This window comes from Stenotrophomonas sp. SKA14, assembly GCF_000158575.1.
GTDB classification, from domain to species: Bacteria; Pseudomonadota; Gammaproteobacteria; order Xanthomonadales; family Xanthomonadaceae; genus Stenotrophomonas; species Stenotrophomonas forensis.
The window spans coordinates 3,823,163-3,846,597 of record NZ_DS999412.1; the positions used below are offsets into that span (position 1 = coordinate 3,823,163).

Genomic DNA, 23,435 nt, shown 5'->3' on the forward strand with positions numbered 1-23,435 from the left:
CCTCAGGAGACCTGCGACTCGCCCGGCGACAGGGTCAGCACATCCACGCCGGTCTCGGTGACCGCGATCATGTGCTCCCACTGCGCCGACAGCTTGCGGTCCTTGGTCACCACGGTCCAGCCGTCCGGCAGCACCTTGTTGTAGCGGGTGCCCTCGTTGATCATCGGCTCGATGGTGAAGGTCATGCCCGGCTGCAGCACCAGGCCCTGGCCCGGGCGGCCGTAATGCACCACCTGCGGCTCGTCGTGGTAGACCTTGCCGATGCCGTGGCCGCAGTACTCGCGCACCACGCTGAAACGCTCGCCTTCGGCATAACTCTGGATGGCATGGCCGATGTCGCCCAGGGTGGCGCCCGGACGCACCGCGCGGATGCCGCGCCACATCGCTTCGTAGGTGGTTTCCACCAGGCGGCGCGCCATCACCGACGGCGTGCCGACGAAGTACATGCGGCTGGTGTCGCCGTGCCAGCCGTCCTTGATGACGGTGACGTCGATATTGACGATGTCGCCATCCTTGAGCACCTTCCCTTCACTGGGAATGCCGTGGCAGATGACGTTGTTGACCGAGGTGCACACGGTCTTGGGGAAGCCGCGGTAGCCAACGTTGGCCGGAATGGCGCCCTGCACGTTCACGATGTGGTCGTGGCAGATGCGGTCCAGTTCCTCGGTGGTGACACCGGGCTTGACGTGGGGGGTGACGATGTCGAGCACTTCGCTGGCCAGGCGGCCGGCGATGCGCATCATCTCGATTTCCTGCGGGGTTTTCAGATTCACGCTCATGGCGCCCATTATCGCTGATCCGGCCGCAATCTGAACGAACGCCACCCAACTGGCGATCCAGGCCATGCACGGTTCCGGCAAGGAAAGTGAAAGCGTGACGGACTCCGCCCTTTCGGATCCCTATTTATCACGGATTACAGACACTTGCGCTGCCTAAGCTGGCCCCAGCGTCGTCAAAGCGGCACCGATCGTGCCGTCTTCGCCTTGTTCAACAGACCTTCGGGTCAGGGAGGTTGTCCATGCGATCCCCAGTTCGATCCCCGCTGGCCTGGGCCATGGCCGGGCTGCTGATGTCCAGCCCGGTGCTGGCCGCCGACACCACCACCTTCAACGTCACCCTGGTGGTCACCAAGGCCTGCACCATCACCGCTGCGGCGGCCACCAACGTGGATTTCGGCACCGCCGCCTCCACCACCGCCACGCCCACGCTGGGCCAGGGCACGGTGACCGCGCAGTGCTCGGCGCTGACCCCGTACACGATTTCGCTGAATGCGGGCGCCAATGCCGCCACCGCCAATGACGTCACCACCCGCCGGATGAAGAACACCAACGCTGCGGTGACCGCCAACAACTTTGTCGGCTACCAGCTTTACCAGGATGCCGCACACACGCTGGTGTGGGGGGCCACCACCGGCACCAACACCCAGGCCGGCATCGGCACCGGCCTGGCGGTGCCCTACATCGTCTACGGCCAGATCCTGAACCTGAGCACCAACAACCCGGCCACCGGTAACTACCTGGATACGGTCACCGCCACGATCACGTATTGATGGAGCACGCCCGCATGGCCGGACCCCGCCCGTGGCGCGCCACCGGCGTGGCGCTGCTCGCCCTCTGCCTGTTGGCAGCCTCCACGGCAGGCGCCACCAGCCTGCAGGTGGCCCCCACCAGCCTGCAGCTGGAAGCCCGCCAACGCGCCGGCGAACTGTGGCTGACCAACAGCGGCACGTCACCGGTGAAGCTGCAGGTGCGTGTGTTCCGCTGGGTGCAGCAGAACGGGCAGGAGCAGCTGCTGCCCACCGATGAACTGGTCGCCACCCCGCCGATGCAGGAACTGGCGGCCGGACAGCAGCAGCTGGTGCGGGTGATGCGGCCCACCCGTGAGCCGCCGCCAGCACAGCAGTACTTCCGGCTGATCGTGGACGAGGTGCCCGACCTGGCCACCCGCGCCGATGGCATGCAGTTCGTGCTGCGCTATTCGATTCCGGTGTTCGTGCAGCCGGCGTCGGGCAAGCTGGCCGCGCGGCTGCAGGCCAGGCTGGTGCGGCTGGACGATGGCCGCGACGGTGTGGAGGTGTCCAATTCCGGCGACAGCTACGCGCAGATCGCCGACCTTGCGCTGGGCAGCGCCAAGCGCCCGCGCATCGTGCACCCCGGCCTGCTGGGCTACGTGCTGCCCGGCCAGGTGATGCGCTGGCCACTCGAACGCACGGCGATCGACCGCGACAACGACCAGATCACGGCCAAGCTCAATGGCGAGTCGGAACAGACGCCACTGTCGCCACCACCGGCTCGCTGAGGCGTTGATGGGCGCGCTGCTTGCTGCCCTGGCTCCCGCGGCGACCGAGGCCGCCGATGTGTCCGGCGCAGGGGCCAGCGGGGCTGCCGATGTATCCGGCGTGTCCGCCGATGCCATCCTGCCGCCTCCCACCCCGCTCACCGCCAGCCAGACGCTGTACCTGGACGTATCGCTCAACAGCACTCCGCGTGGCCTGCTGCCATTCACCGACAATCGCGGTCGCCTGCAGGCCAGCCCCGAAGTGCTGCGCCAGCTTGGCTTCAATGCCAGCGGCGACGCGCCGGTGTACCTGGACCAGATCAGCGGTGCGGTGGTGCGCTATGACGCGCACATGCAGACCCTGGCACTGGACGTACCGCTGGACCAGCTGACCCTGCCAACCACCGTACTCAGCCGCCCGCAGGCGCGCGCGCCTGCCGGCAGTGCATCGCCCGGCGTGCTGTTCAACTACGACGTGTATGGCAGCCGGGTGGATACGCTCGGCAACCTCAGCCTGAGCTCGGAACTGCGGCTGTTCGGCATCGGCAACGGCACCTTCGAGAACACCGCGATCAGCCGCCGCTACCAGCAGCCGGGCGACCGTCGCTGGCGCGGCGAGAGCGTGCGCCTGGATACGCGCTGGAGCCTGGATTTTCCCGACCAGGCAATGACCCTGGAGGTCGGCGACTTCTACAGCGGCTTCGTCGACTGGACCCGGCCGGTGCGGCTGGGCGGCCTGCAGATCGGCCGCAACTATGGCCTGCAGCCGTATCGCGTGCTGACGCCCACCCCCAGTTTCCTCGGCCAGGCAGTGGTGCCCTCCACGGTCGAGCTGTATGTCGACGGCCTGCGCCAGTACAGCGGACAGGTGCCGGTCGGCCCGTTCCAGCTGGCCGCGCAACCCGGCATCAGCGGTACCGGCAGCGCGCAGGTGGTGGTGACCGATGCGTTCGGCCGCATGCAGACGCTGGATTTCAGCTTCTATGGCACCCAGCAGCTGCTGGCCAAGGGGTTGTCGGACTGGTCGCTGGGCGTTGGCCACCTGCGCGAAGACTTCGGCCAGCGCTCGTTCGCCTACGACGACCGCACGGTTGCCAGCGCCAGCTGGCGTGGCGGCGTCAGCGATACATTCACTGGCGAAGCACATGCCGAAGGCGGCGGCGGCCTGGCCCAGGCCGGCCTCGGCGGCTGGTGGCTGCTCGGCAGCGCCGGCGTGTTCAATGCCGCCTACGCGCACAGCGACTACCACGGCCTGCAGGGCGGGCAATGGGCGCTGGGTTACAGCTGGAACAACCGCCGTCTCAACGTCAACCTGCGCAGCGTGCGCAGCCACGGCGACTATCGCGACCTGGGCGCGCTGCAGGGCAATCTGCCGCCGAGCATCAGCGAACAGGCCACGGTCGGCATGGATCTGCTGCGGCTGGGCACGCTCAGCGCGAGCTACCTGCGCCTGCGCTATCCCGATGGCGAGGACAACCGCTACGCCAGCCTGTTCTGGTCGCGCACCTGGAGCCAGCGCTGGTCGGCTTACCTGTCGGTGAACCAGAACCTGGACCAGAGCGACGACCGCAGCATCTATCTGTCGGTGACCGCCAGTCTCGGCAACAACCGCCAGGCCAGCCTGTCCAGCCAGCGCAATGGCGGCAGCCAGAGCTGGGTGGCCGACGTCACCCAGCCGGTGCCGGGCGATGGCAGTGCCGGCGGTGTCGGCTGGCGCGCCCAGCTCCGTCATGGCGAAGACAGCAATGGCGGCCTGGCCGAGGTCGGCATCCTCAATGATGTCGGCCGCTACTCGTTCGGTGCGTCGCGCCAGGGCGGCCTCAACTATGCCTACGCCAGTGCCAGCGGCAGCCTGGTGTGGATGGGCGGGCACGCCTTCGCCACCCGCGAGGTTTCCGACGCGTTCGCGGTGATCAGCACCAACGGCGTCGGCGGCGTGCCGGTACGACTGGAGAACCGCCTGATCGGCGTCACCGATGATCGCGGCCTGCTGCTGGTCAGCCCACTGCTGTCCTGGCAGCGCAACCGGGTCTCGATCGACACGCTCGATCTGCCCGAGGACATGCGCGCCGACCGCATCGAGGACTGGGTGACGCCGCGCCAGCGCGCAGGCACCCGGGTCACGTTCCAGCTGCGTTCGCGGCCCTCGCTGAGCCTGACCCTGCTGGGCATGGACGGCCAACCGCTGGAGGTCGGCAGCGAAGTGCAGCTGCCCGATGGCCGCCAGGCGACCGTCGGCTATGACGGCCTGCTCTACCTTGAGGATGTGGCCGCCGGCAGCACGCTGTACGTCACCACCAGCCGCGACCAGTGCCGGGTGAAGGTGCCGGACCTGCCCAGGGTGGTGGCCTCCGGCGCGCGGCCGAAGCCGGCACCGCTGCAGTGCATCCCGGAGGTGGCGCCATGAGGCTGCTGCTGCTTGGCCTGCTGCTGGTGGCGGGGCTGCTGGCCGCGGCACCGGCGCGCGCCGTCGCGGTCTGCACGGCCATCGCCGACCCGACACTGCCGTTCGGCAACGTCAACAGCAATGCGCCGGGCGCAACCACGGGCACGCTCAACATCACGGTGAACTGCACCACCTCCGCGCTGAGCCTGCTGGCCACCACCGGGGTGCGGGTCTGCGTGGGCATCGGCGCCGGCAGCGGTGGCGGCAGCAGCGCCAGCTGGCGGACGATGAAGACCGGCACCAGTGACAGCATGAATTTCCAGCTCTACAACACCTCCAACTTCAGCCAGGTGACCGGCTTGACCCCGCGCGGCACGCCGCCAGCGCAGGAACTGACCTTGACCTACAACGTGCCCCTGACCGGCGGCAACGGCACGCAGGCCACGCAGTTGTTCGCCCAGATCCCGGCCAACCAGGTGCTGGCCTCGGGCGCCTACAGCAGCACCTTCAGCGGCGCCAACGTGGTGCTGACCTGGGCCTGGAACGAAGTGCTGCTCGGCACCGCCACCGTGCCGGCCACCTGCAATGGCGGCGCCACCGGCACCAACAGCGCCAGCGCCGCGTTCAGCTTCACCGCCACCGCCAACGTGCTGCCGCAGTGCGGCAGCTACGTCACCACCGACATGAACTTTGGCAACGTCACCGGCGGCATCCCGGCCAACATCGACCAGACCGCCACGCTGACCCTGACCTGCCTGAAGAACACCGCCTACCAGATCAGCCTGAACAACGGCCAGAACAACCCCGCCGCTACCAGCACGCGGCGCATGGCCACCACCATTGGCACCGGCACCTACTACCTCACCTATGAGCTGTACCGCGATTCGGCACGCAGCCTGCGCTGGGGCAACACCCTCAACGTCGATACCGTTGGCGGCACCGGAAGTGGCAGCGCGCAGCAGCTGACCATCTATGGCCGGGTACCGCCGGTCACCGGCCAGCCACCTGCCGGCGCCTACAACGATCTGGTGCAGGTGACGATCACCTATTGACGTGAGTGCCGACCAGCGGTCGGCCCCCACCGGGCAGATGGCGCAGTCGAGCAAGCTCGACTCTACAGTTCCGGCCGATCCGGCCGATACCGCGCAACGAGTCTTTCGACACACGGGATGGCAGGTGGTTCGCGCACTTCTGATCGGGGCGATGCTGGTCGCCAGTACGCCCGCATGGGCCGACCCCAGCAGCAGTACCGTGCAGATCCGGCTGACCGTGGTTGAAGCCTGCAGCGGTGATACCGGCGGCGACCACTGCCCATCCCCACATCAGCGCAGCGACGCACCGCAGCTGCCGTCCCAGGTCCGCGATCTTGCGCCGCCGACTGCAGACGACGACGCGCCGCCCGCCGTGACCGTCATCTACTGATGCGCGCGCTGCTGACCCTGCTGGCGCTGCTGCTGGCGTCACCGGCCGCGGCGCTCGACCTGCTGCCGACCACGCTGCAGCTGCCAGCCGACGGCGGCCATACCGCACTGTGGCTGTACAACCCCGGCCCGGGTCGCTGGCAGGGCCAGGTGAGGATCCTGGCCTGGGAGCAGCAGGCGGACGCCGAGCGATTGCGCCCCAGCGACCAGATCGTGGCCAGCCCGGTCCAGCTGGACCTGCCAGCGGGCGCCCGCCAGCGCATCTGGCTGCTGCCGCGCCAGCCGTCTCCCGTGGCCAGCGAACGGGCCTACCGGGTCGTGCTCGCGCCCAGCGCGCCTGGCCTGCCGCGCTACTCGCTGCCCCTGTTCCGGGGACATGCCGCGCCGCTGGCGCAGCCGCAGCTACGGTCCGAGGTCGACCCCGGACCGTCGCACCCCACCCTGCGACTGACCAACGCGGGTACCCTGCACGCCCGCCTGCACGACCTCGCCTTCGTTGCCGACGATGGCCTGCGCCTCGTACTGCTGCCCGGCCTGGCCGGCTATGTGCTGGCAGGCCAGGAGCGCCAATGGGCCCTACCCGCCCATGCCCAGGGCTATGCCGGCGGCCATTTCCAGGCCCGCCTGCAGGACGGCCGCGTGGTCGAACTGTCCACGCCGGACCCGGCAATTGCAGCGAGCGCATCGGGCGGGCTATAATCGACCGGATTCCTGCCGCCTGCGTGCGCGGGACTCGTCCACACCGGACGTCACCGGTGAATCCACACCTGCTGCCCCCATCCGTGCCGGGGTGCTCCGCGAGGAGTTCGGCCACGGAGGCAACAGGGAAGCCCAACCCCGGAACCGATCGCGCTTCCACGCGTCCCGCATACCTATCCCCGCGGGCGGAATCGCTGGTTCCATATCAGGAGTATTGCAATGCCCCAGGTCACCATGCGTCAGATGCTGGAAGCCGGCGTCCACTTCGGCCACCAGACCCGCTACTGGAACCCGAAGATGGCTCCCTACATCTTCGGCGCCCGCGGCAAGATCCACATCATCAACCTGGAAAAGACCGTCCCGCTGTTCAACGACGCGATGAACTTCATCTCGTCGGTGGCCCAGAAGCGCGGCACCGTCCTGTTCCTGGGCACCAAGCGCAGCGCCCGCGAAACCATCAAGGAAGAAGCCGAGCGTTGCGGCATGCCGTTCATGAACCAGCGTTGGCTGGGCGGCACCCTGACCAACTTCCGTACCGTCAAGCAGTCGGTTGCCCGCCTGAAGGAACTGGAAGCCGGTGAAACCGACGGCACCTTCGAGAAGCTGGTCAAGCACGAAGTGCTGGGCCTGCGTCGCGAGCGCGACAAGCTGGAAGCCTCGCTGGGCGGCATCAAGGACATGAACCGTCTGCCGGACGCCATCTTCGTGATCGACATCGGCCACGAAGACATCGCGATCAAGGAAGCCAAGAAGCTGGGCATCCCGGTCATCGCCGTGGTCGACACCAACTACAACCCGGAACTGGTTGATTACGCCATCCCGGGCAACGACGACGCCATCCGCGCTGTGCAGCTGTACGCCCGCGCCGCGGCCGACGCCGTGCTGGAAGGCAAGGCCGCTGCTCCGCACGCCGCCTCGGTGCGTGAGGAAGAGTTCGCTGAAGCCGCTGCTGAAGGCGAAGACAAGCCGGCCCGCCGCGCTCCGGCGAAGAAGGCCGCCAAGAAGGGCGACGACGCCCAGGCCTGATCCAGGCCCCGGGGTGGACGCCCGGCGTCCACCCTCCCTGCGCGCAGCCCTTGGCGCGTGACAGGACCGTGTCACACGGGCCGGCCACCATGCCGGCCCAACCCCTTTCTTTCGTGAGGTAATCCCGTGGAAATCACTGCTTCCCTGGTCAAGGAACTGCGCGAGCGCACCGGCGCCGGCATGATGGAATGCAAGAAGGCGCTCACCGAAGCCAACGGCGACATCAACGCCGCTGCTGAAGCCATGCGCAAGTCCGGCGCTGCCAAGGCCGACAAGAAGGCTGACCGCGTGGCTGCCGAAGGCCGTCTGGGCCTGGCCCAGGATGGCGGCAAGGCCGTGCTGGTCGAAGTCAACTCGGAAACCGACTTCGTCGCCAACGACGACAACTTCAAGTCCTTCGTCAACGCCGTCGCCGCTGCTGCCCTGGCATCGGGCGCCAACGACGTCGAAGCCGTGAAGGCTGCCAAGCTGGCCGATGGCCGCACCGTTGAAGAAGCCCGCGCCACCGCCGTGCAGACCCTGGGTGAGAACATCCAGATCCGTCGCATGGTGAAGGTGGATGGCAACAACACCATCGGCGCCTACGTCCACACCAACGGCAAGGTCGGCGTGCTGGTCGACCTGGTCGGCGGCGACGTCGAGCTGGCCCGTGGCCTGGCCATGCACGTGGCCGCGCTGAAGCCGCCGCACAACAAGGCTGCCGATGTGCCGGCCGAGTTCGTCGAGAAGGAAAAGGAAATCGAACTGGCCAAGATGTCCGAGAAGGACAAGTCCAAGCCGGCCGACATCCTGGAAAAGATCATCAGCGGCAAGATCAACAAGATCGTCAGCGACGTGACCCTGTACGGCCAGACCTACGTGCTGGGCGACACCACCGTCGAGCAGGTGGTCAAGGCCGCCGGCGCCGACGTGGCGGGCTTCAAGCTGCTGATCGTGGGCGAAGGCATCGAGAAGGTGGTGGAAGACTACGCCGCCGAAGTCGCCAAGGCGATGCAGGTCTGATTCCAGCCTTCCGGCTGTGAAGCGACCAGAAGGAGCCGCGGGAAACCGCGGCTCTTTTTTTGTGCCCGCTGCACCTGTGGGTGCGCACCATTGGTACGCACATCGACGCCGGGCACAGCCCTGCGCCCAGGGGCCTTTGCGTTGCGCACGAATCAAGCCGATACTCGGCGCAGGGAAACCGCAGTCACTTAGCAGGAACAAAATTCGCGGACTGTGATGCATTCCTAGGTATTCTTGTCCCAATGGAATTGAACGACCCGACATGCCTCCCGAGCTGACAGCTGCCCTGGCGCTCTGCCGCAACCTGCCTTCGCCACCCGGTATTGCCCTGCGCATCATCGAACTGGCCCAGGACCCGGAAGCGGACATCGCCACCGCCGCCGACATCATCGCCATCGACATGGCGTTGAGCGCTCGCATGCTGCGTATCGCCAATTCGCCGCTGTACGCCAGCCGGCGCCGGATCGAGAACCTCGGCCAGGCGCTGACCATGCTCGGCCTGAATGCCACCATCAGCCTGGCCCTTGGCTTCACCGTCACCCAGGGCCTGACCGGTGGCAGTGGCGAAGGCCACGACCTGCGCCAGCGCGCCTGGAAGCGCAGCATCCTCAGCGCGCTGGCCGCCAGCCAGCTGGGTCAGGCGCGCGGCCTGCGTCGCCTGGAGGAACTGATGCTGGCCGGCCTGCTGCAGGACCTGGGCGTGCTGTGCCTGGCCCAGGCCGAGTCGGAACGCTACCTGCCCCTGCTGCGCGAAGCGCGCGACAACACCGATCTGGTCGCGCGCGAGCGCGAGGAACTGGGCTGCAGCCATGCCGACGTCGGCGCCTGGGTGGCCGAGCAATGGGGCCTGCCGCGCTATCTGGTGGAGAGCATCAGCCACAGCGAGGACCAGGACGCGGTCGAATCGCCCTTCCAGGCCTGCGTGCAGCTGTCCGGCGCCGTCGCCGACATCTGGCTGGACGAGGATGCCGACACCGCCCGCGAACGCGCCCTGCAGCAGGTGCATGACCACCTGGAACTGGACAGCGCCCGCTTCGACCAGGTGCTCGCCCGCATCAGCGAGGCCCTGCCGGACATCGCCAGCCTGTTCGAGGCCGGGCTGAACTCGCCTTCACGTGTGCGTGAACTGATCGACCACGCACAGGAGCTGGCCACCCTGCGCAACCTGCGCGAACTGCAGGATGCCGACCAGGCGCGCCGCCGCGCCGACGAATTCGAAGCCCGGGCCAAGCGCCTGGCCGACCAGGCCCACCGCGACGCGCTGACCGGCGTGCTCAACCGCCGCCAGCTGGAAGCGGTGCTCGAGCAGGAGTTCCTGCGTGCCGGCCGCCAGGGCTGGCCGCTCTCGGTGGCGTTCATCGATCTGGACGATTTCAAGAAGATCAACGACGCGCATGGCCACCTGACCGGCGATGAGGTGCTGCGCGCCTTCGCTGGCAAGCTGCAGGGCCAGCTGCGCAACAGCGACACCGTGGCCCGTTTCGGTGGCGAGGAGTTCGTCGCGCTGCTGCCCAATACCAGCGAAACCGTGGCACTGGACGTGATCCGCCGGGTGCTGGCCAACATCGTCGCCACGCCGATGGCCGAGCTGGAAGGCGGCCCGCTGTTCGTCACCTTCTCGGCCGGCGTGGCCACCCAGGGCGGCTACGAGCGCTTCGCCGACGTGCAGGACCTGCTGCGCGCGGCCGATGACGTCCTGTACCGATCCAAGAATCTCGGCCGCAACCGGGTGATCGCCCGCTCCCCTGGCGCTCTTGGCCACGACGAGCTCTCGGCGACCGCTGGCGCCGAGCTGGGCTGAACGGGGAGGCCCGGCTGACCGGGGCAAACCCCGAAATTTTGCGCCGCAGTGCACAAAACACTTTGGCAGGACGCTGCATGCGCGTAGAATCGCCCGCGATTTCCACGCACCCGAGGTCCCCATGTCCAAGCTCGCCTATCGCCGCATCCTTCTGAAACTGTCCGGGGAGGCGCTGATGGGAGATGAGGACTACGGCATCGACCCGAAGATCATCAACCGCCTGGCCCGCGAGGTCATCGAAGCCCAGCAGGCCGGTGCCGAAGTGGCCCTGGTGATCGGCGGCGGCAACATCTTCCGCGGTGCCGGCCTGGCCGCTGGCGGCATGGACCGGGTCACTGGCGACCAGATGGGCATGCTGGCCACGGTCATCAACGCCCTGGCCATGCAGGACGCCCTGGAGAAGCTGGGCGCCAAGGCCCGCGTGATGAGCGCGATCAAGATCAACGACGTGTGCGAGGACTACATCCGCCGCCGCGCCATCCGCCACCTGGAAAAGGGCCGCCTGGTGATCTTCGCCGCCGGCGTCGGCAGCCCGTTCTTCACCACCGATTCCGGCGCCGCCCTGCGCGCGATCGAGATCGGCGCCGACCTGCTGCTGAAGGCCACCAAGGTCGACGGCGTGTACGACAAGGATCCGAACAAGCACAGCGACGCGGTGCGCTTCGACAGCCTGAGCTACGACGAAGTGATCCGCCGCGGCCTGGAAGTGATGGATACCGCCGCCTTCGCCCTGGCCCGTGACAGCGACCTGCCGATGCGCGTGTTCGACATGGGCCAGCCGGGCGAGCTGCTGAAGATCCTCAACGGCGAGAACATCGGCACCCTGGTCCAGGGCCGCGACCCGGCCTGAGCCTGAGCGCGAGGCGACAACCGGGCCGATCCAGGCCCGGCAGCGTCCCGTATTCGCCTATAATCGCCCGATTCCAGATACATCCAGGACCGGGCGATGCTCAACGACATCAAGAACAACGCGCAGACGCGCATGGCCAAGAGCATCGACGCTCTGAAGCACACCCTCACCTCCATCCGCACCGGGCGTGCCACTCCCGCCCTGCTGGACCGCGTGACGGTCAATGCCTACGGCAATGCCAGCACCCCGCTGAACCAGGTCGCCTCGATCTCCAACGCCGACGCCCACTCGCTGCTGGTCACGCCCTTCGACAAGAGCATGATCAAGGAAATCGAGAAGGGGCTGTACAACCACGAGTTCACCCCGAACACGCTGGGCGCCGCAATCCGCATCAACATGCCGCCGCCGACCGAAGAGCGCCGCAAGGAGCTGGTCAAGCAGGTGCAGAAGGAAGGCGAAGGCGCCAAGATCGCCGTGCGCAACATCCGTCAGGACGCAAACAAGGAAATCGCCAAGCTCGTCAAGGACAAGGCGATCAGCGAGGACGAGAAGAAGCGCGGCGAAGACGACATCCAGAAGCTCACCGACGGCAGCATCAAGGACGTCGACAAGGTTGTCGCCGAGAAGGAAAAAGAACTGCTGTCGGTCTGAAGTCGATGCCTTCAGTCCCGCCTCCGTTGCCGGCTGCCCTGCCCCGCCACGTTGCCATCATCATGGATGGCAACGGTCGTTGGGCGCAGCAGCGCCGCCGGCCGCGCGTGATCGGCCACCGTGCCGGCGCGCGCGCGGTCAACCGCACCATCGAACGCTGCCTTGAACTGGGCATTCCCGCGCTGACCCTGTTCGCGTTCTCCAGCGAGAACTGGGGCCGGCCGCAGGAAGAAGTCGATGCGTTGATGAAGCTGTTCCTCGGCGCGCTCGACCGTGAAGTGGACGAGCTGCACCGGCGTGGCGTGCGCGTGCGCTTCATCGGCGAACGCGAGCGCTTCGGTGCTGGACTGGTCAGCCGCATGCAGCTGGCCGAGCAGCGTACTGCCGACAACACCACCCTGACCCTGTCGATCGCCGCCAGCTATGGTGGCCGCCAGGATATCGCCCGTGCCGCGCGCGCCCTGGCCGTTGAAGTTGCCGCCGGCCGCCTGCTGCCCGAACAGATCGACGAATCGCTGCTGGGCAGCCAGGTGGCCCTGGCCGACCTGCCGACCCCGGACCTGTTCATCCGCACCGGCGGCGATACCCGCATCAGCAACTTCCTGCTGTGGCAGCTGGCGTACACCGAGCTGTGGTTCACCGAGGCCCTGTGGCCGGACTTCGATGCCGAGCTGCTGCAGCAGGCGCTGGACGCCTATGCCAGCCGCGAGCGTCGTTTCGGTTTGACCAGCGCCCAGATCGCCGCACTGGCCACCGAGACCTCCAGCCCATGACCAAGACCCGAGTACTCGCCGCGCTGATCATGGCGCCGGTAGCCATTGCCGCGATCCTGCTGCTGCCGACGCAATGGCTGGCCGCCGCCGCCGCCGCCGTGCTGCTGATCGGCCTGTGGGAGTGGCTGAAGCTGGCCGGCATCGAAGACACCCTGGCGCGCACCGTGCTGCTGGTGCTGAACCTGCTGCTGATGGTGCTGCTGGTGTGGGCCGATGGCAGCACGCTGGTGCTGTTCCAGATCACCACATTGGCCGGTGTCGCCTGGTGGCTGGCCGCACTGGTCTGGCTGCGCTTCTTCAACTTCGGCGCACAGCCGTCGGCGCCTTCGCGGATCGTGAAGATGCTGGCCGGCACCCTGGCCATCGTGCCGGCCTGGGCCGCACTGGTGCTGATCCATGCCGGTGGCGATCCGCCGGGCAAGCAGGGCCACCTGTGGCTGCTGGCCGCACTGGCCCTGGTCTGGGCAGCCGATTCGGGCGCCTATTTCGCCGGCCGACGCTTCGGCAAGCACAAGCTGGCCCCGCGTATCAGCCCCAACAAGACCTGGGAAGGCCTGTTCGGCGGCCTGCTGGCTGGTGTTGCCGTGGCCGCGGGCCTGGGCTGGCTGGCGGGCATCGACGTCGCGCACCTGCCGGGCCTGCTGGTCACCTCGGTGCTGGCGGTGTTCGCGTCGGTGCTGGGCGATCTGTTCGAAAGCCTGATCAAGCGCCACGCCGGTGCCAAGGACTCCGGTCACCTGATTCCGGGCCATGGCGGCGTGCTCGACCGTGTCGACGGCGTCCTCGCCGCCGTTCCGGTGTTCGCGCTGGGCAAGGAAATCTTCGGGTTCTGACCATGAATGCTGCTGCAGACCTGCGCCGGGTCGCCGTTCTCGGCGCCACCGGCTCGATCGGTGCCTCCACGCTGGACGTGATCGCCCGCCACCCGCAGCGCTACCAGGCGACCGTGCTGGCTGCCGGCCGCCAGCTGCAGGCGCTGCTGGCATTGTGCCGCCAGCACAAGCCCGAGCACGCGGTGATCGCCGACGAATCACTGTACGCCGGGCTGCGCGACGGCCTGCGCGAGGTCGGCCTGGCCACCGAGGCCCATGCGGGTGCTGCCGCGCTGGACCAGCTGGCCGCCAGTGATGCCTGCGACACCGTGGTCGCGGCCATCGTCGGCGCCGCCGGACTGTCCTCGACCCTGGCCGCCGCAGCGGCCGGAAAGCGCATCCTGCTGGCCAACAAGGAATCGCTGGTGCTGGCCGGCGAACTGCTGACCCGCACCGCCGAACGGGCCGGCGCCGAAATCATCCCGATCGACAGCGAGCACAGCGCGATCTTCCAGTGCCTGCGCTCGCGCGATGCCAGCATCGAGGGGGCCGGCGTGCGCCGGATCCTGCTGACCGCCTCCGGTGGCCCGTTCCGCGGCCGCAGCCGCGCCGAGCTGGCCCAGGTCACCCCGGCACAGGCGGTGGCCCACCCGAAGTGGTCGATGGGCCCGAAGATCTCGGTCGATTCGGCGACGTTGATGAACAAGGGCCTGGAAGTCATCGAGGCGCATCATCTGTTCGCGGTGCCCGGCGAGCGCATCGAGGTGCTGGTGCACCCGCAGAGCCTGGTGCATTCGCTGGTCGAGTTCGTGGACGGCTCGACCCTGGCGCAGATGGGCCTGCCGGACATGCGCACCACGCTTGCGGTCGGCCTCGGCTGGCCGCAGCGCATCGAGTCGGGTGTGGCCGGGCTGGATCTGCTGGCCCAGGGCCGGCTGGATTTCGAGGCCCCGGACACCGACGCGTTCCCCTGCCTGGCCCTGGCCTGGCAGGCGATGCAGGCTGGCGGAACCGCACCGGCGGTGCTGAATGCCGCCAATGAAGAGGCCGTTTCAGCGTTTCTTCAGGGCCGGATCGGTTTCCTGACCATCCCCGAGCTGGTTGCTAACGCTCTTTCAACACTGCCGACCCAAGCAGCCGATACACTGGAGGTCCTGTTGTCCGCCGACCAGCGGGCACGCCAGTTGACCCTGAACGCCATCGACGCCGCCTGAACGACCGCCTCGCCCAGCATGACGACGCCGCCTCTGCCCACCACTGTGACCCTGCATGACTGACTTCATCGGATCGGTCTGGTGGATGATTGTCAGCCTCGGGCTGCTGGTCACGTTCCACGAATTCGGGCATTACTGGGTAGGCCGCCTGTGCGGGGTCAAGATCCTGCGCTTCTCGGTCGGCTTCGGCCGCCCGCTGTGGTCGCGCCGCGACAGGCACGGCACCGAGTTCGCCATCGCCGCCATTCCGCTGGGCGGCTACGTGAAATTCCTCGACGAGCGCGAGGTCGAAGTCCATCCGCACGAGCGCGGCCAGGCCTTCAACCACAAGACCGTCTGGCAGCGCATTGCGATTGTCGCCGCCGGCCCGATCGCCAACCTGCTGCTGTGCATCCTGCTGCTGTGGGCGATGTTCGTGATCGGCAAGCAGGATTATTCGCCGACCATCGGCCGGGTCAGCGGCATCGCCGCCACGGCCGGACTGGTCAGCGGCGACCGCGTGCTGCGTGTGGATGACCGCCAGGTGGTCACGCTCGGCGACGCCAGCATGGCGCTGACCGCGGCGGCGATGGACCGCCGCGACGTGACGCTGGAAGTGCTCGACCCCGCCGACCAGGTGCGCGTGCGCACCCTGCCGCTGTCGCAGCTGCCGGCTGGCTTCGATGAACGACGGGTGCCGATCCTGGCCGGCCTGTACTGGCAATCCTGGCTGCAGCCGGCGCTGGTCGACTCGTTGACCGCCGATTCGGCGGTCGCCGGGCAGCTGCAGCCGGGCGATCTGATCGTGGCGATCGACGGCCAGCGCATCGACAGCGTCGATCAGGTCATTGGCGAAATCCAGGCCCTGGGCCGCGCCGGTGGCCCGGGCATGATCGAGGTCCTGCGCGGCGGTGAACGCCTTGCGCTGGAAGTGACACCGCGCCAGGGCAAGGATGGCAAGGGCAACCCGGTCTGGCAGATCGGCGTCGGTTTCCCCACCACCTACAGCCCCGCCTACGACACCCTGCTGCGCTATGGGCCGCTCGACGCGGTGACCGTGGCCGTTCGCGAAACCGGCCGCCTGGCCGCCGACTCGCTGGGCATGATGGGCCGCATCGTCACAGGCAAAGCCTCGCTGCAGAACGTTTCCGGGCCGGTCACCATCGCCCGCGTGGCCAATGTCTCGGCCAAGCGCGGCCTCGACTGGTTCCTGCAGTTCCTTGCCCTGCTGTCACTCAGCCTGTGCATCATCAACCTGCTGCCGATCCCGATCTTGGACGGCGGGCACCTGCTGTATTACCTTATCGAGTTGGTCAAGGGCAGCCCGCTGAGCGAGCGTGCCATCGCCGCCGGCCAATACATCGGCCTGGCGTTGCTGGCCGGGCTGATGGGGTTGGCGTTCTACAACGACATCCTCGGCCTGGTCCCGCGATGAACTTTTCCACGTTGTTGCCGTCTACAGCGTCGGCATCCCGCACCAATGAAATCGACCTTCCTACCGGACGTGACATGACGCGACTCCCCAATCGCCGCCTGCTGGCCCTCGCCCTCGCCGCCGTCACCGGCGCTCCCGCCCTGGCCCAGGCAGCCGAGCCCTTCACTGTCAGCGACATCCGCGTCGATGGCCTGCAGCGCATCAGCTCGGGCACGGTGTTCACCTACCTTCCGGTGGAACGTGGCGAGACCATCACCGACAACAAGGTCGGCGAGACCATCCGCGCCCTGTACAAGACCGGCTTCTTCGAAGACGTGCAGCTGGACCGCCAGGGCAACATCCTGGTGGTGACGGTCAAGGAACGCCCGGCGATCAACAAGCTGACCGTCACCGGCAACAAGGACATCAAGTCCGAGCAGCTGCTGAAGGGCCTGTCCGACATCGGCCTGACCGAAGGCGGCACCTTCGACCGCCTCAGCCTGGACCGCGTGACCCAGGAACTGCGTCGTCAGTACAACGACCGTGGCAAGTACACCGTCGAGATCACCCCGACCGTGAGCCCGCTGGACCGCAACCGCGTGGACATCGCGATCGCCATCAAGGAAGGCAAGGCGGCCAAGATCCGTCACGTCAACCTGGTCGGCACCGAGAAGTTCGAGAGCAAGGACATCCTGGAAACCTGGGAGTCCAAGGAGCACAACTGGGCGTCGTGGTACCGCCGTGACGACCAGTACTCCAAGGAAAAGCTGTCCGGCGACCTGGAAAAGCTCAACTCCTGGTACCTGGACCGCGGCTACGTCGACTTCAGCATCGATTCGACCCAGGTCTCGATCAGCCCCGACAAGCGCGACATGTTCCTGACTGCGGGCGTGACCGAGGGCGCGCAGTACAAGATTTCCGAGATCAAGGTCAGCGGCGACACCATCCTCCCGCAGGAGGACGTCGAGCGCATGGTGATCCAGAAGCCGGGCGACACGTTCTCGCGTGCGCTGCTGGAATTCAGCTCGGACACCATCACCAACTCGCTGTCCAACATCGGCTACGCGTTCGCCAAGGTGAACCCGATCCCGACCACCAACCGCCCCGACCAGACCGTGGCGATCAACATGCAGGTCGTGCCGGGCCCGCGCGTGTCGGTGCGCCGCATCCTGTTCCGTGGCAACACCCGCACGTCCGACGAAGTGATGCGTCGCGAAATGCGCCAGTTCGAGAACAGCTGGTACTCGCAGGCCGCGATCGACCGCTCCAAGATCCGCCTGCAGCGCCTGGGCTACTTCGAGTCGGTGGACGTCGAAACCCCGGCCGTCAGCGGCAGCAACGACCAGGTCGACGTCGTCTACAACGTCAAGGAAACCACCTCCGGCAGCTTCGTGTTCGGCCTGGGCTACTCGCAGTCCTACGGCATGACCACCTCGGTGCAGCTGTCGCAGAACAACTTCCTCGGCGGCGGCAACCGCGTGTCGGTCGAAGCCTCGCGCAGCAGCTACCTGCAACGCTATGGCTTCAGCTACACCAACCCGTACTTCACCGATGACGGCGTGTCGCTGGGCTACAACCTGTCCTGGCGCGAGCTGGACTACTCCGACTTCAACACCGCGCAGTACAACAGCACCAATGGTTCTGCGCAGGTGGTATTCGGCGTGCCGATCACCGAGACCGATACCGTCTCGCTGATGTTCGGCATCGACAGCAACCAGATCACCACCTACCCTGGCTCGACCCCGCAGTCGATCATCGATTACATCAACGTGCTGGGCAGCAAGACCTTCCACGCGTGGCGCACCGAGCTGGGTTGGGCGCGCGACTCGCGCAACGACTACTTCATGCCGACCCGCGGTACCTATCAGCGTGTTGGCCTGGAAACCACCCTGCCGGGCTCGACCATCGAGTACTACAAGCTGAATTACCAGATCAGCAAGTACTGGCCGATCATGCCTTCGCTGGTGATCAACACCCGTGCCGAAGTCGGTTACGGCGACAGCTACGGCAAGGACAAGACCGCGATGGTGCCGGACAAGGATGGCAACCTGCGCTCGGTCACGGCCACCGGACTGCCGTTCTATGAGAACTTCTACGCCGGCGGTACCAACTCGGTGCGTGGCTTCGAAGACAACACCCTGGGCCCGCGCGAAGTCACCAATGGCTATCCGGAAGGCCAGCCGCTGGGTGGTTCGCTGAAGACCGTTGGTTCGGTCGAAGCCTACTTCCCGCGCCTGTTCGACAGCCCGTCGGCGCGCGTGTCGGCCTTCGTCGACTTCGGTAACGTCTACAACGGCACCAAGAACTTCAAGGCCAACGAACTGCGCGTCTCCACCGGTGTCGCCCTGCTGTGGCGCGCTCCGGTCGGCCCGATCTCGATCAGCTACGCCTTCCCGCTGAAGAAGGAAGACGATGACAAGATCGAACGTCTGCAATTCACGTTCGGTGGCCAGTTCTGAGGAACGTCGTTCCTCAGAACTGATCCACCTGCGGTGAATTGCCCCCGCATTTCACCTATCCCCCGCGCCGTTGGCACGCCCCCCTTAACAGAAGGGGGGCTCTCCACCAGACGGGGTGCGAAGCGCCGGGCTCTGCCCGGCGTTTTCGTTGATGCAGATGACACTGCACGGGACAGGCTTTTGGCCGCGCTCGCAGGAAACTGTCCAGAGGCGGCGGGTGGCCCTGGACAGGACCGTTGGCGCCATGGATGGCGCCATCGAGCACCATGGAGGGGCTTTTGCGTGTCCTGGCCAGGGCCACCCGCCGCCTCCCGCTCGTACCAGGCAGGCGCCAAGCCCTCGCCCCCCGCATGACCGCAATGGCGTCACACGTTAAACTCCCGCCGTGAATACTCCCACCTACACCGCCCAGCAACTCGCCGAGCAGTTCGGCCTGCAGGTCCATGGCGACCCAGCCACCGCCATCCATGGCGTGGCCACCCTCGCCCATGCCGGTCCTGGCCAGCTGACGTTCCTCTCCAATCCGCGCTACCGCGCCCAGCTGGCCGACAGCCAGGCGTCGCTGGTGGTGCTGCGTGCCGACGACGCCGAGGCTGCCCCCGGCGCCGCGCTCGTCGCCAAGGACCCGTACACGGCCTTCGCCAAGATCGCCGCGCTGTTCGACATCGCGCCGACACGGCCGCCGGGCATCCACCCCAGCGCCGTCATCGATCCCAGCGCCCAGGTTGCAGCCAGCGCGCATATCGGCCCGTTCGTCTCCATCGGCGCGCGCAGCGTGGTCGGCGAGAACTGCATCATCGGCACCGGCAGCGTGATCGGCGAAGACTGCAGCCTCGATACTGGCTGCGAGCTGATCGCCCGGGTCACCCTGGTCACCCGGGTCAGGCTCGGCAAGCGCGTGCGCGTGCATCCCGGTGCCGTGCTCGGCGCCGATGGCTTCGGCCTGGCGATGGACGCCGGCAAGTGGATCAAGGTGCCGCAGCTGGGCGGCGTGCGCATCGGCGACGATTGCGAGATTGGCGCCAATACCTGCGTCGACCGCGGTGCGCTGGAAGACACGGTGCTGGACGACGACGTCCGCCTGGACAACCTGGTGCAGATCGCCCACAACGTGCAGATCGGCGCACACTCGGCCATCGCCGGCTGCACCGGCATCGCCGGCAGCGCCAAGATCGGCCGTTACTGCCTGCTCGGCGGCCATGTCGGCGTGGTCGGCCACCTCGAGATCTGCGACAAGGTCGTGATCACCGGCAAGTCCGTGGTCCGCAATTCCATCCATGAGCCAGGCGAGTACTCGTCCGGCACCCCGTTGACCGACAACCGCACGTGGCGCAAGAACGCCGCGCGCTTCAAGCAGCTGGACGCATTGGCTCGCCGCGTCCTGGCCGCTGGCAAGGAGAAAGAATGAACGACACGCTGCAGCTTCCTATCGACGTCTGCCAGATCCAGGAACTGCTCCCGCACCGTTACCCGTTCCTGCTGGTCGACCGGGTGCTTGAGCTCGACATCGAGGCCAAGCGCATCCTGGCGCAGAAGAACGTGAGCATCAACGAGCCCTTCTTCCAGGGCCACTTCCCGGGCCGCCCGATCATGCCCGGCGTGCTGATCATCGAAGCGCTGGCCCAGGCCGGTGGCGTGATGACCCAGCTCACGCTCGGCCGTGACTCGCAGTCCAAGCTGTTCTACATGGTCAAGGTGGAAAACGCCCGCTTCAACAAGCAGGTCGTCCCCGGCGACGTGCTGATGCTGGATGTGCAGATGAAGCGCCTGATCCGCAACATGGGCTGGTACTACGGCGAAGCCAAGGTCAACGGCGAAGTCGTTGCCTCGGCCGAAGTCATGTGCGCCGGCGCCAAGGGCTGATCACTGGAGGCAGGAATGACTGACAACGTACCCCGGATCCACCCGACCGCCGTCATCGATCCGGCCGCGCGCCTGGCCGATGACGTACAGGTGGGCGCGTTCACCCTGATCGGTGCCGATGTGGACATCGGTGCCGGCACGGTGATCGGCCCCCATTGCAGCATCCATGGCCCGACCCGGATCGGCCGCGACAACCGCTTCATCGGCCACGCCGCCATCGGTGGCGAGCCGCAGGACAAGAAGTTTGCCGGCGAGCGCACCGAGCTGGTGATCGGCGACCGCAACGTGTTCCGTGAGTTCGTCACCGTCAACCGCGGCACCGGCGGCGGCGGCGGCGTCACCACCATCGGCAACGACAACTGGATGCTGGCCTACACGCACGTGGCGCACGACTGCCATGTCGGCAACTTCTGCGTGTTCTCCAACAACACCACCCTGGCCGGCCACGTCACCGTGGGCGACTACGTGATCATCAGCGGCTTCGCCGGTGCCCACCAGTTCTGCCGCATCGGCGCGCATGCCTTCCTCGGCATGGGCGCGCTGACCAATGGCGACGTTCCGCCGTTCACCATGGTCGGCACCGATTCGCTGGGCCGCCCGCGCGGCATCAACAGCGAGGGCCTCAAGCGGCGCGGTTTCGATGCCGAGCGCATCTCGGCCATCAAGCGCGCCTACCGCACCCTGTACGTGGCCGGCCTGCCGCTGGCCGAGGCCAAGGTGCAGCTGACCGAACAGGCGCGCGACAGCGGTGATGTGAAGGCGATGCTGGACTTCATCGAGCATGCCGAGAGGCCTTTGCTGCGATGAGCAGCACGACCGGCCAGGCGCCGGCCGGCGCCGCCGTGATTCCGCTGGCTTCGATGGCTGGCAGCGTTCCTGCGCAGCGGGTGCTCAGCGAGCGACCGTTGCGGATTGCACTGGTGGCCGGCGAAGCCTCCGGCGATCTGCTGGGTGCGGGCCTGGTGCGTGAACTGAAGGCACGGTTCCCGAACGCCGAATTCGCCGGCATTGGTGGCGACGCCATGCGCAGCGCGGGCTGCCAGACCTGGCACGATGCCAGTGAGCTGGCGGTGATGGGCCTGACCGAAGTACTGCGCCACCTGCCACGCCTGCTGAAACTGCGCTCCACGTTCCGTCAGCGTGCACTGGAATGGCAGCCGGACGTTTTCATCGGCATCGACGCACCCGACTTCAACCTTGGCATCGAGCGCTGGCTCAAGCAGCACGGCGTGCAGACCGTGCACTACGTCAGCCCCTCGGTCTGGGCCTGGCGCGAGAAGCGCGCCGAGAAGATCGGCAACAGCGCCGACCTGGTGCTGTGCCTGTTCCCGATGGAGCCGCCGATCTATGCCAGACATGGCATCGATGCGCGTTTCGTCGGGCACCCGATGGCCGACGACATTCCTCTGCAGGTCAACCGCGAGGAAGCCCGTGCCGCGCTTGGCCTGCCGACCTCGGCCAAGGTGCTGGCGGTGCTGCCTGGCAGCCGACTGGGCGAGATCTCGCGCCTGGGCGAACCGTTCTTTGAAGCCGCCTGGCAGGTCTCCGAACGCATCCCGGGCCTGCATGTGGTGGTACCGGCCGCCAACCCGGCGTGCAGGCAGCTGATCGAAGAACAGCTGTCACGCTCGGCGCTGCCGGTGGCCTATTCGCATGTACTCGACGGACAGGCGCGCAACGCGATGATCGCCGCCGACGTCGTCGTGCTGGCCTCGGGCACCGCCACACTGGAGGCGATGCTGGTCAAGCGCCCGATGGTGGTCGGTTACCGCGTCAACGAGCTGACCTACCGCTTGGTCAAGGCGCTGGGCCTGATCAAGGTCGACCGTTTCGCGCTGCCCAACATCCTGGCCGGCCAGGACCTGGCCCCGGAGCTGATGCAGCACGACTGCACGCCGGACAAGCTGGCGGCCGCCATCCAGCAGTGGTTCGACCATCCGCAGCGCGCGGCCGACCTGCAGGGCACCTATGCCCGCCTGCATGAACGCCTGCGCCGCAACGCCTCGGCACGGGCTGCCGACGCCGTTGGCGAGCTGTTGATGCGCGACCGGGCAGCCGCATGAGCCGTCGCAACGCGGCAACGGCCAGCCTGGCCCTGTTCGATGGCGCGGCCGTGGTCGAGCCGGAGCGGTTGATCGCCGGCGTCGATGAGGCCGGCCGGGGACCGCTGGCGGGGCCGGTCGCGGTTGCGGCGGTGGTATTCGATCCCTCGCGGCCGCGCATCAATGGCCTGGACGATTCCAAGCAGCTCACCGCCGCACGCCGCGAGCAGCTGCATGACCGCATCATCGAGCGGGCCCTGGCCTGGCATGTGGTGCTGGTCGACGTGGACACCATCGACCGCCTGAACATCTACCAGGCCACCCTGCAGGGCATGCGTGAGGTGGTCGCCGCCGTGGCCCATGTGGCCGGCTTCGCCCGCATCGACGGCAACGTGGTGCCGAAGGGACTGGTACTGCCCGCACAGGCGCTGATCGGCGGCGATGGCATCGACCGCGCGATCATGGCCGCCTCGATCCTGGCCAAGGTCTCGCGCGACCGCTACATGCAGGACGTGCACGCTCGCCACCCGCAGTACGGTTTCGAGCAGCACAAGGGCTATGGCACCCCGGCCCACCTGGCCGCGCTGCGTGAACACGGCCCCTGCCTGGAACACCGCCGCAGCTTCGCCCCGGTGCGTGAATGCCTGGAATCGACAGCGCTGGCCGCCGCCGAGATCGGCTGAACCGTACCCGCGGCCCGTCTGCAGCACAGTCCCCCTGAGTCAGGGGGACGCGCCCACGGCGTGGGGGTGTGGAAGCAGGGTGA

General features: G+C 67.3%; 21 protein-coding genes and 1 pseudogene. 21 read left to right on the forward strand and 1 reads right to left on the reverse strand.

Annotation, left to right across the window (positions count from 1 at the left end):
• Positions 1 to 2: 2 nt before the first annotated feature.
• Positions 3 to 788, reverse strand: a complete 786-nt coding sequence (gene map / locus SSKA14_RS17290) for a type I methionyl aminopeptidase (RefSeq protein ID WP_006427380.1) — start codon at positions 786 to 788, stop codon at positions 3 to 5.
• Positions 789 to 1,018: 230 nt separating this feature from the next.
• Between map and SSKA14_RS17295 the strand changes: the two genes are divergently transcribed.
• The 21 genes and pseudogenes from SSKA14_RS17295 to SSKA14_RS17395 all read left to right on the forward strand — a co-directional run bounded on the left by SSKA14_RS17295 (position 1,019) and on the right by SSKA14_RS17395 (position 23,352).
• Positions 1,019 to 1,549, forward strand: coding sequence for a spore coat U domain-containing protein (locus SSKA14_RS17295; protein ID WP_040008288.1), 531 nt, complete (start codon positions 1,019 to 1,021; stop codon positions 1,547 to 1,549).
• Complete coding sequence (locus SSKA14_RS17300; RefSeq protein ID WP_008266353.1) at positions 1,549 to 2,298, forward strand: molecular chaperone; 750 nt, start codon at positions 1,549 to 1,551, stop codon at positions 2,296 to 2,298. The genes SSKA14_RS17295 and SSKA14_RS17300 overlap by 1 nt, the downstream gene beginning before the upstream one ends.
• 7 nt (positions 2,299 to 2,305) lie before the next feature.
• The gene (locus SSKA14_RS17305) at positions 2,306 to 4,684 is read left to right on the forward strand and encodes a fimbria/pilus outer membrane usher protein (RefSeq protein ID WP_008268556.1); all 2,379 of its coding nucleotides are present in this window, start codon (positions 2,306 to 2,308) and stop codon (positions 4,682 to 4,684) included.
• The gene (locus tag SSKA14_RS17310) at positions 4,681 to 5,715 is read left to right on the forward strand and encodes a spore coat U domain-containing protein (protein ID WP_008267690.1); all 1,035 of its coding nucleotides are present in this window, start codon (positions 4,681 to 4,683) and stop codon (positions 5,713 to 5,715) included. Before SSKA14_RS17305 ends, SSKA14_RS17310 begins: the two co-directional genes overlap by 4 nt.
• 151 nt (positions 5,716 to 5,866) lie before the next feature.
• A complete protein-coding gene (locus SSKA14_RS17315) occupies positions 5,867 to 6,085 on the forward strand; it encodes a hypothetical protein (protein ID WP_040008291.1) in 219 nt (72 codons plus the stop codon).
• The gene (locus SSKA14_RS17320) at positions 6,085 to 6,783 is read left to right on the forward strand and encodes a molecular chaperone (protein WP_008264462.1); all 699 of its coding nucleotides are present in this window, start codon (positions 6,085 to 6,087) and stop codon (positions 6,781 to 6,783) included. The genes SSKA14_RS17315 and SSKA14_RS17320 overlap by 1 nt, the downstream gene beginning before the upstream one ends.
• Positions 6,784 to 7,002: 219 nt before the next feature.
• The gene (rpsB, locus tag SSKA14_RS17325; RefSeq protein ID WP_006427162.1) at positions 7,003 to 7,809 is read left to right on the forward strand and encodes a 30S ribosomal protein S2; all 807 of its coding nucleotides are present in this window, start codon (positions 7,003 to 7,005) and stop codon (positions 7,807 to 7,809) included.
• Between the two features lie 126 nt (positions 7,810 to 7,935).
• Complete coding sequence (gene tsf / locus SSKA14_RS17330; protein ID WP_006427160.1) at positions 7,936 to 8,811, forward strand: translation elongation factor Ts; 876 nt, start codon at positions 7,936 to 7,938, stop codon at positions 8,809 to 8,811.
• A 262-nt stretch (positions 8,812 to 9,073) separates the two neighbouring features.
• A complete protein-coding gene (locus SSKA14_RS17335; RefSeq protein WP_008265479.1) occupies positions 9,074 to 10,612 on the forward strand; it encodes a GGDEF domain-containing protein in 1,539 nt (512 codons plus the stop codon).
• Positions 10,613 to 10,733: 121 nt separating this feature from the next.
• Complete coding sequence (gene pyrH, locus SSKA14_RS17340) at positions 10,734 to 11,462, forward strand: UMP kinase (protein ID WP_005408745.1); 729 nt, start codon at positions 10,734 to 10,736, stop codon at positions 11,460 to 11,462.
• 96 nt (positions 11,463 to 11,558) lie between these two features.
• Positions 11,559 to 12,113, forward strand: a complete 555-nt coding sequence (frr, locus tag SSKA14_RS17345) for a ribosome recycling factor (protein WP_008265041.1) — start codon at positions 11,559 to 11,561, stop codon at positions 12,111 to 12,113.
• Positions 12,114 to 12,118: 5 nt separating this feature from the next.
• Positions 12,119 to 12,886 carry a polyprenyl diphosphate synthase gene (gene uppS, locus SSKA14_RS17350; RefSeq protein WP_040008295.1) on the forward strand — a complete coding sequence of 256 codons (768 nt, stop codon included), beginning with the start codon at positions 12,119 to 12,121 and terminating at the stop codon, positions 12,884 to 12,886.
• Entirely contained in the window at positions 12,883 to 13,719 is an 837-nt protein-coding gene (locus SSKA14_RS17355; RefSeq protein ID WP_008268577.1) for a phosphatidate cytidylyltransferase, read from the forward strand. Before uppS ends, SSKA14_RS17355 begins: the two co-directional genes overlap by 4 nt.
• Positions 13,720 to 13,721: 2 nt before the next feature.
• Positions 13,722 to 14,912 (forward strand): 1-deoxy-D-xylulose-5-phosphate reductoisomerase, encoded by a 1,191-nt coding sequence (locus SSKA14_RS17360; RefSeq protein WP_008267210.1) that lies wholly within the window; start codon positions 13,722 to 13,724, stop codon positions 14,910 to 14,912.
• Positions 14,913 to 14,967: 55 nt separating this feature from the next.
• Complete coding sequence (rseP, locus tag SSKA14_RS17365; protein WP_008264625.1) at positions 14,968 to 16,326, forward strand: RIP metalloprotease RseP; 1,359 nt, start codon at positions 14,968 to 14,970, stop codon at positions 16,324 to 16,326.
• Positions 16,327 to 16,400: 74 nt separating this feature from the next.
• Positions 16,401 to 18,764, forward strand: a complete 2,364-nt coding sequence (gene bamA / locus SSKA14_RS17370) for an outer membrane protein assembly factor BamA (protein WP_040008298.1) — start codon at positions 16,401 to 16,403, stop codon at positions 18,762 to 18,764.
• A 385-nt stretch (positions 18,765 to 19,149) separates the two neighbouring features.
• Positions 19,150 to 20,172: a UDP-3-O-(3-hydroxymyristoyl)glucosamine N-acyltransferase gene (gene lpxD, locus SSKA14_RS17375; RefSeq protein ID WP_008268628.1), complete on the forward strand. Its 1,023-nt coding sequence runs from the start codon at positions 19,150 to 19,152 to the stop codon at positions 20,170 to 20,172.
• Positions 20,169 to 20,627, forward strand: coding sequence for a 3-hydroxyacyl-ACP dehydratase FabZ (gene fabZ / locus SSKA14_RS17380; protein ID WP_008265823.1), 459 nt, complete (start codon positions 20,169 to 20,171; stop codon positions 20,625 to 20,627). Before lpxD ends, fabZ begins: the two co-directional genes overlap by 4 nt.
• A 15-nt stretch (positions 20,628 to 20,642) precedes the next feature.
• Positions 20,643 to 21,434: an acyl-ACP--UDP-N-acetylglucosamine O-acyltransferase gene (gene lpxA / locus SSKA14_RS17385; protein ID WP_008267838.1), complete on the forward strand. Its 792-nt coding sequence runs from the start codon at positions 20,643 to 20,645 to the stop codon at positions 21,432 to 21,434.
• Between the two features lie 92 nt (positions 21,435 to 21,526).
• Positions 21,527 to 22,690: pseudogene (gene lpxB / locus SSKA14_RS17390) on the forward strand (lipid-A-disaccharide synthase); the annotation flags it as partial.
• Entirely contained in the window at positions 22,687 to 23,352 is a 666-nt protein-coding gene (locus tag SSKA14_RS17395; RefSeq protein ID WP_008266745.1) for a ribonuclease HII, read from the forward strand. The pseudogene lpxB and the gene SSKA14_RS17395, both read left to right, overlap by 4 nt.
• The last annotated feature ends 83 nt before the right edge of the window (positions 23,353 to 23,435 follow it).

Excerpts from the sequence above, each read along its gene's own strand:
- map (WP_006427380.1), bottom strand. The coding sequence starts at position 788 with ATGGGCGCCATGAGCGTGAATCTGAAAACCCCGCAGGAAATCGAGATG.
- SSKA14_RS17295 (WP_040008288.1), top strand. The coding sequence starts at position 1,019 with ATGCGATCCCCAGTTCGATCCCCGCTGGCCTGGGCCATGGCCGGGCTG.
- SSKA14_RS17300 (WP_008266353.1), top strand. The coding sequence starts at position 1,549 with ATGGAGCACGCCCGCATGGCCGGACCCCGCCCGTGGCGCGCCACCGGC.
- SSKA14_RS17305 (WP_008268556.1), top strand. The coding sequence starts at position 2,306 with ATGGGCGCGCTGCTTGCTGCCCTGGCTCCCGCGGCGACCGAGGCCGCC.
- SSKA14_RS17310 (WP_008267690.1), top strand. The coding sequence starts at position 4,681 with ATGAGGCTGCTGCTGCTTGGCCTGCTGCTGGTGGCGGGGCTGCTGGCC.
- SSKA14_RS17315 (WP_040008291.1), top strand. The coding sequence starts at position 5,867 with ATGCTGGTCGCCAGTACGCCCGCATGGGCCGACCCCAGCAGCAGTACC.
- SSKA14_RS17320 (WP_008264462.1), top strand. The coding sequence starts at position 6,085 with ATGCGCGCGCTGCTGACCCTGCTGGCGCTGCTGCTGGCGTCACCGGCC.
- rpsB (WP_006427162.1), top strand. The coding sequence starts at position 7,003 with ATGCCCCAGGTCACCATGCGTCAGATGCTGGAAGCCGGCGTCCACTTC.
- SSKA14_RS17335 (WP_008265479.1), top strand. The coding sequence starts at position 9,074 with ATGCCTCCCGAGCTGACAGCTGCCCTGGCGCTCTGCCGCAACCTGCCT.
- pyrH (WP_005408745.1), top strand. The coding sequence starts at position 10,734 with ATGTCCAAGCTCGCCTATCGCCGCATCCTTCTGAAACTGTCCGGGGAG.
- frr (WP_008265041.1), top strand. The coding sequence starts at position 11,559 with ATGCTCAACGACATCAAGAACAACGCGCAGACGCGCATGGCCAAGAGC.
- uppS (WP_040008295.1), top strand. The coding sequence starts at position 12,119 with ATGCCTTCAGTCCCGCCTCCGTTGCCGGCTGCCCTGCCCCGCCACGTT.
- SSKA14_RS17355 (WP_008268577.1), top strand. The coding sequence starts at position 12,883 with ATGACCAAGACCCGAGTACTCGCCGCGCTGATCATGGCGCCGGTAGCC.
- SSKA14_RS17360 (WP_008267210.1), top strand. The coding sequence starts at position 13,722 with ATGAATGCTGCTGCAGACCTGCGCCGGGTCGCCGTTCTCGGCGCCACC.
- rseP (WP_008264625.1), top strand. The coding sequence starts at position 14,968 with ATGACTGACTTCATCGGATCGGTCTGGTGGATGATTGTCAGCCTCGGG.
- bamA (WP_040008298.1), top strand. The coding sequence starts at position 16,401 with ATGACGCGACTCCCCAATCGCCGCCTGCTGGCCCTCGCCCTCGCCGCC.
- fabZ (WP_008265823.1), top strand. The coding sequence starts at position 20,169 with ATGAACGACACGCTGCAGCTTCCTATCGACGTCTGCCAGATCCAGGAA.
- lpxA (WP_008267838.1), top strand. The coding sequence starts at position 20,643 with ATGACTGACAACGTACCCCGGATCCACCCGACCGCCGTCATCGATCCG.
- SSKA14_RS17395 (WP_008266745.1), top strand. The coding sequence starts at position 22,687 with ATGAGCCGTCGCAACGCGGCAACGGCCAGCCTGGCCCTGTTCGATGGC.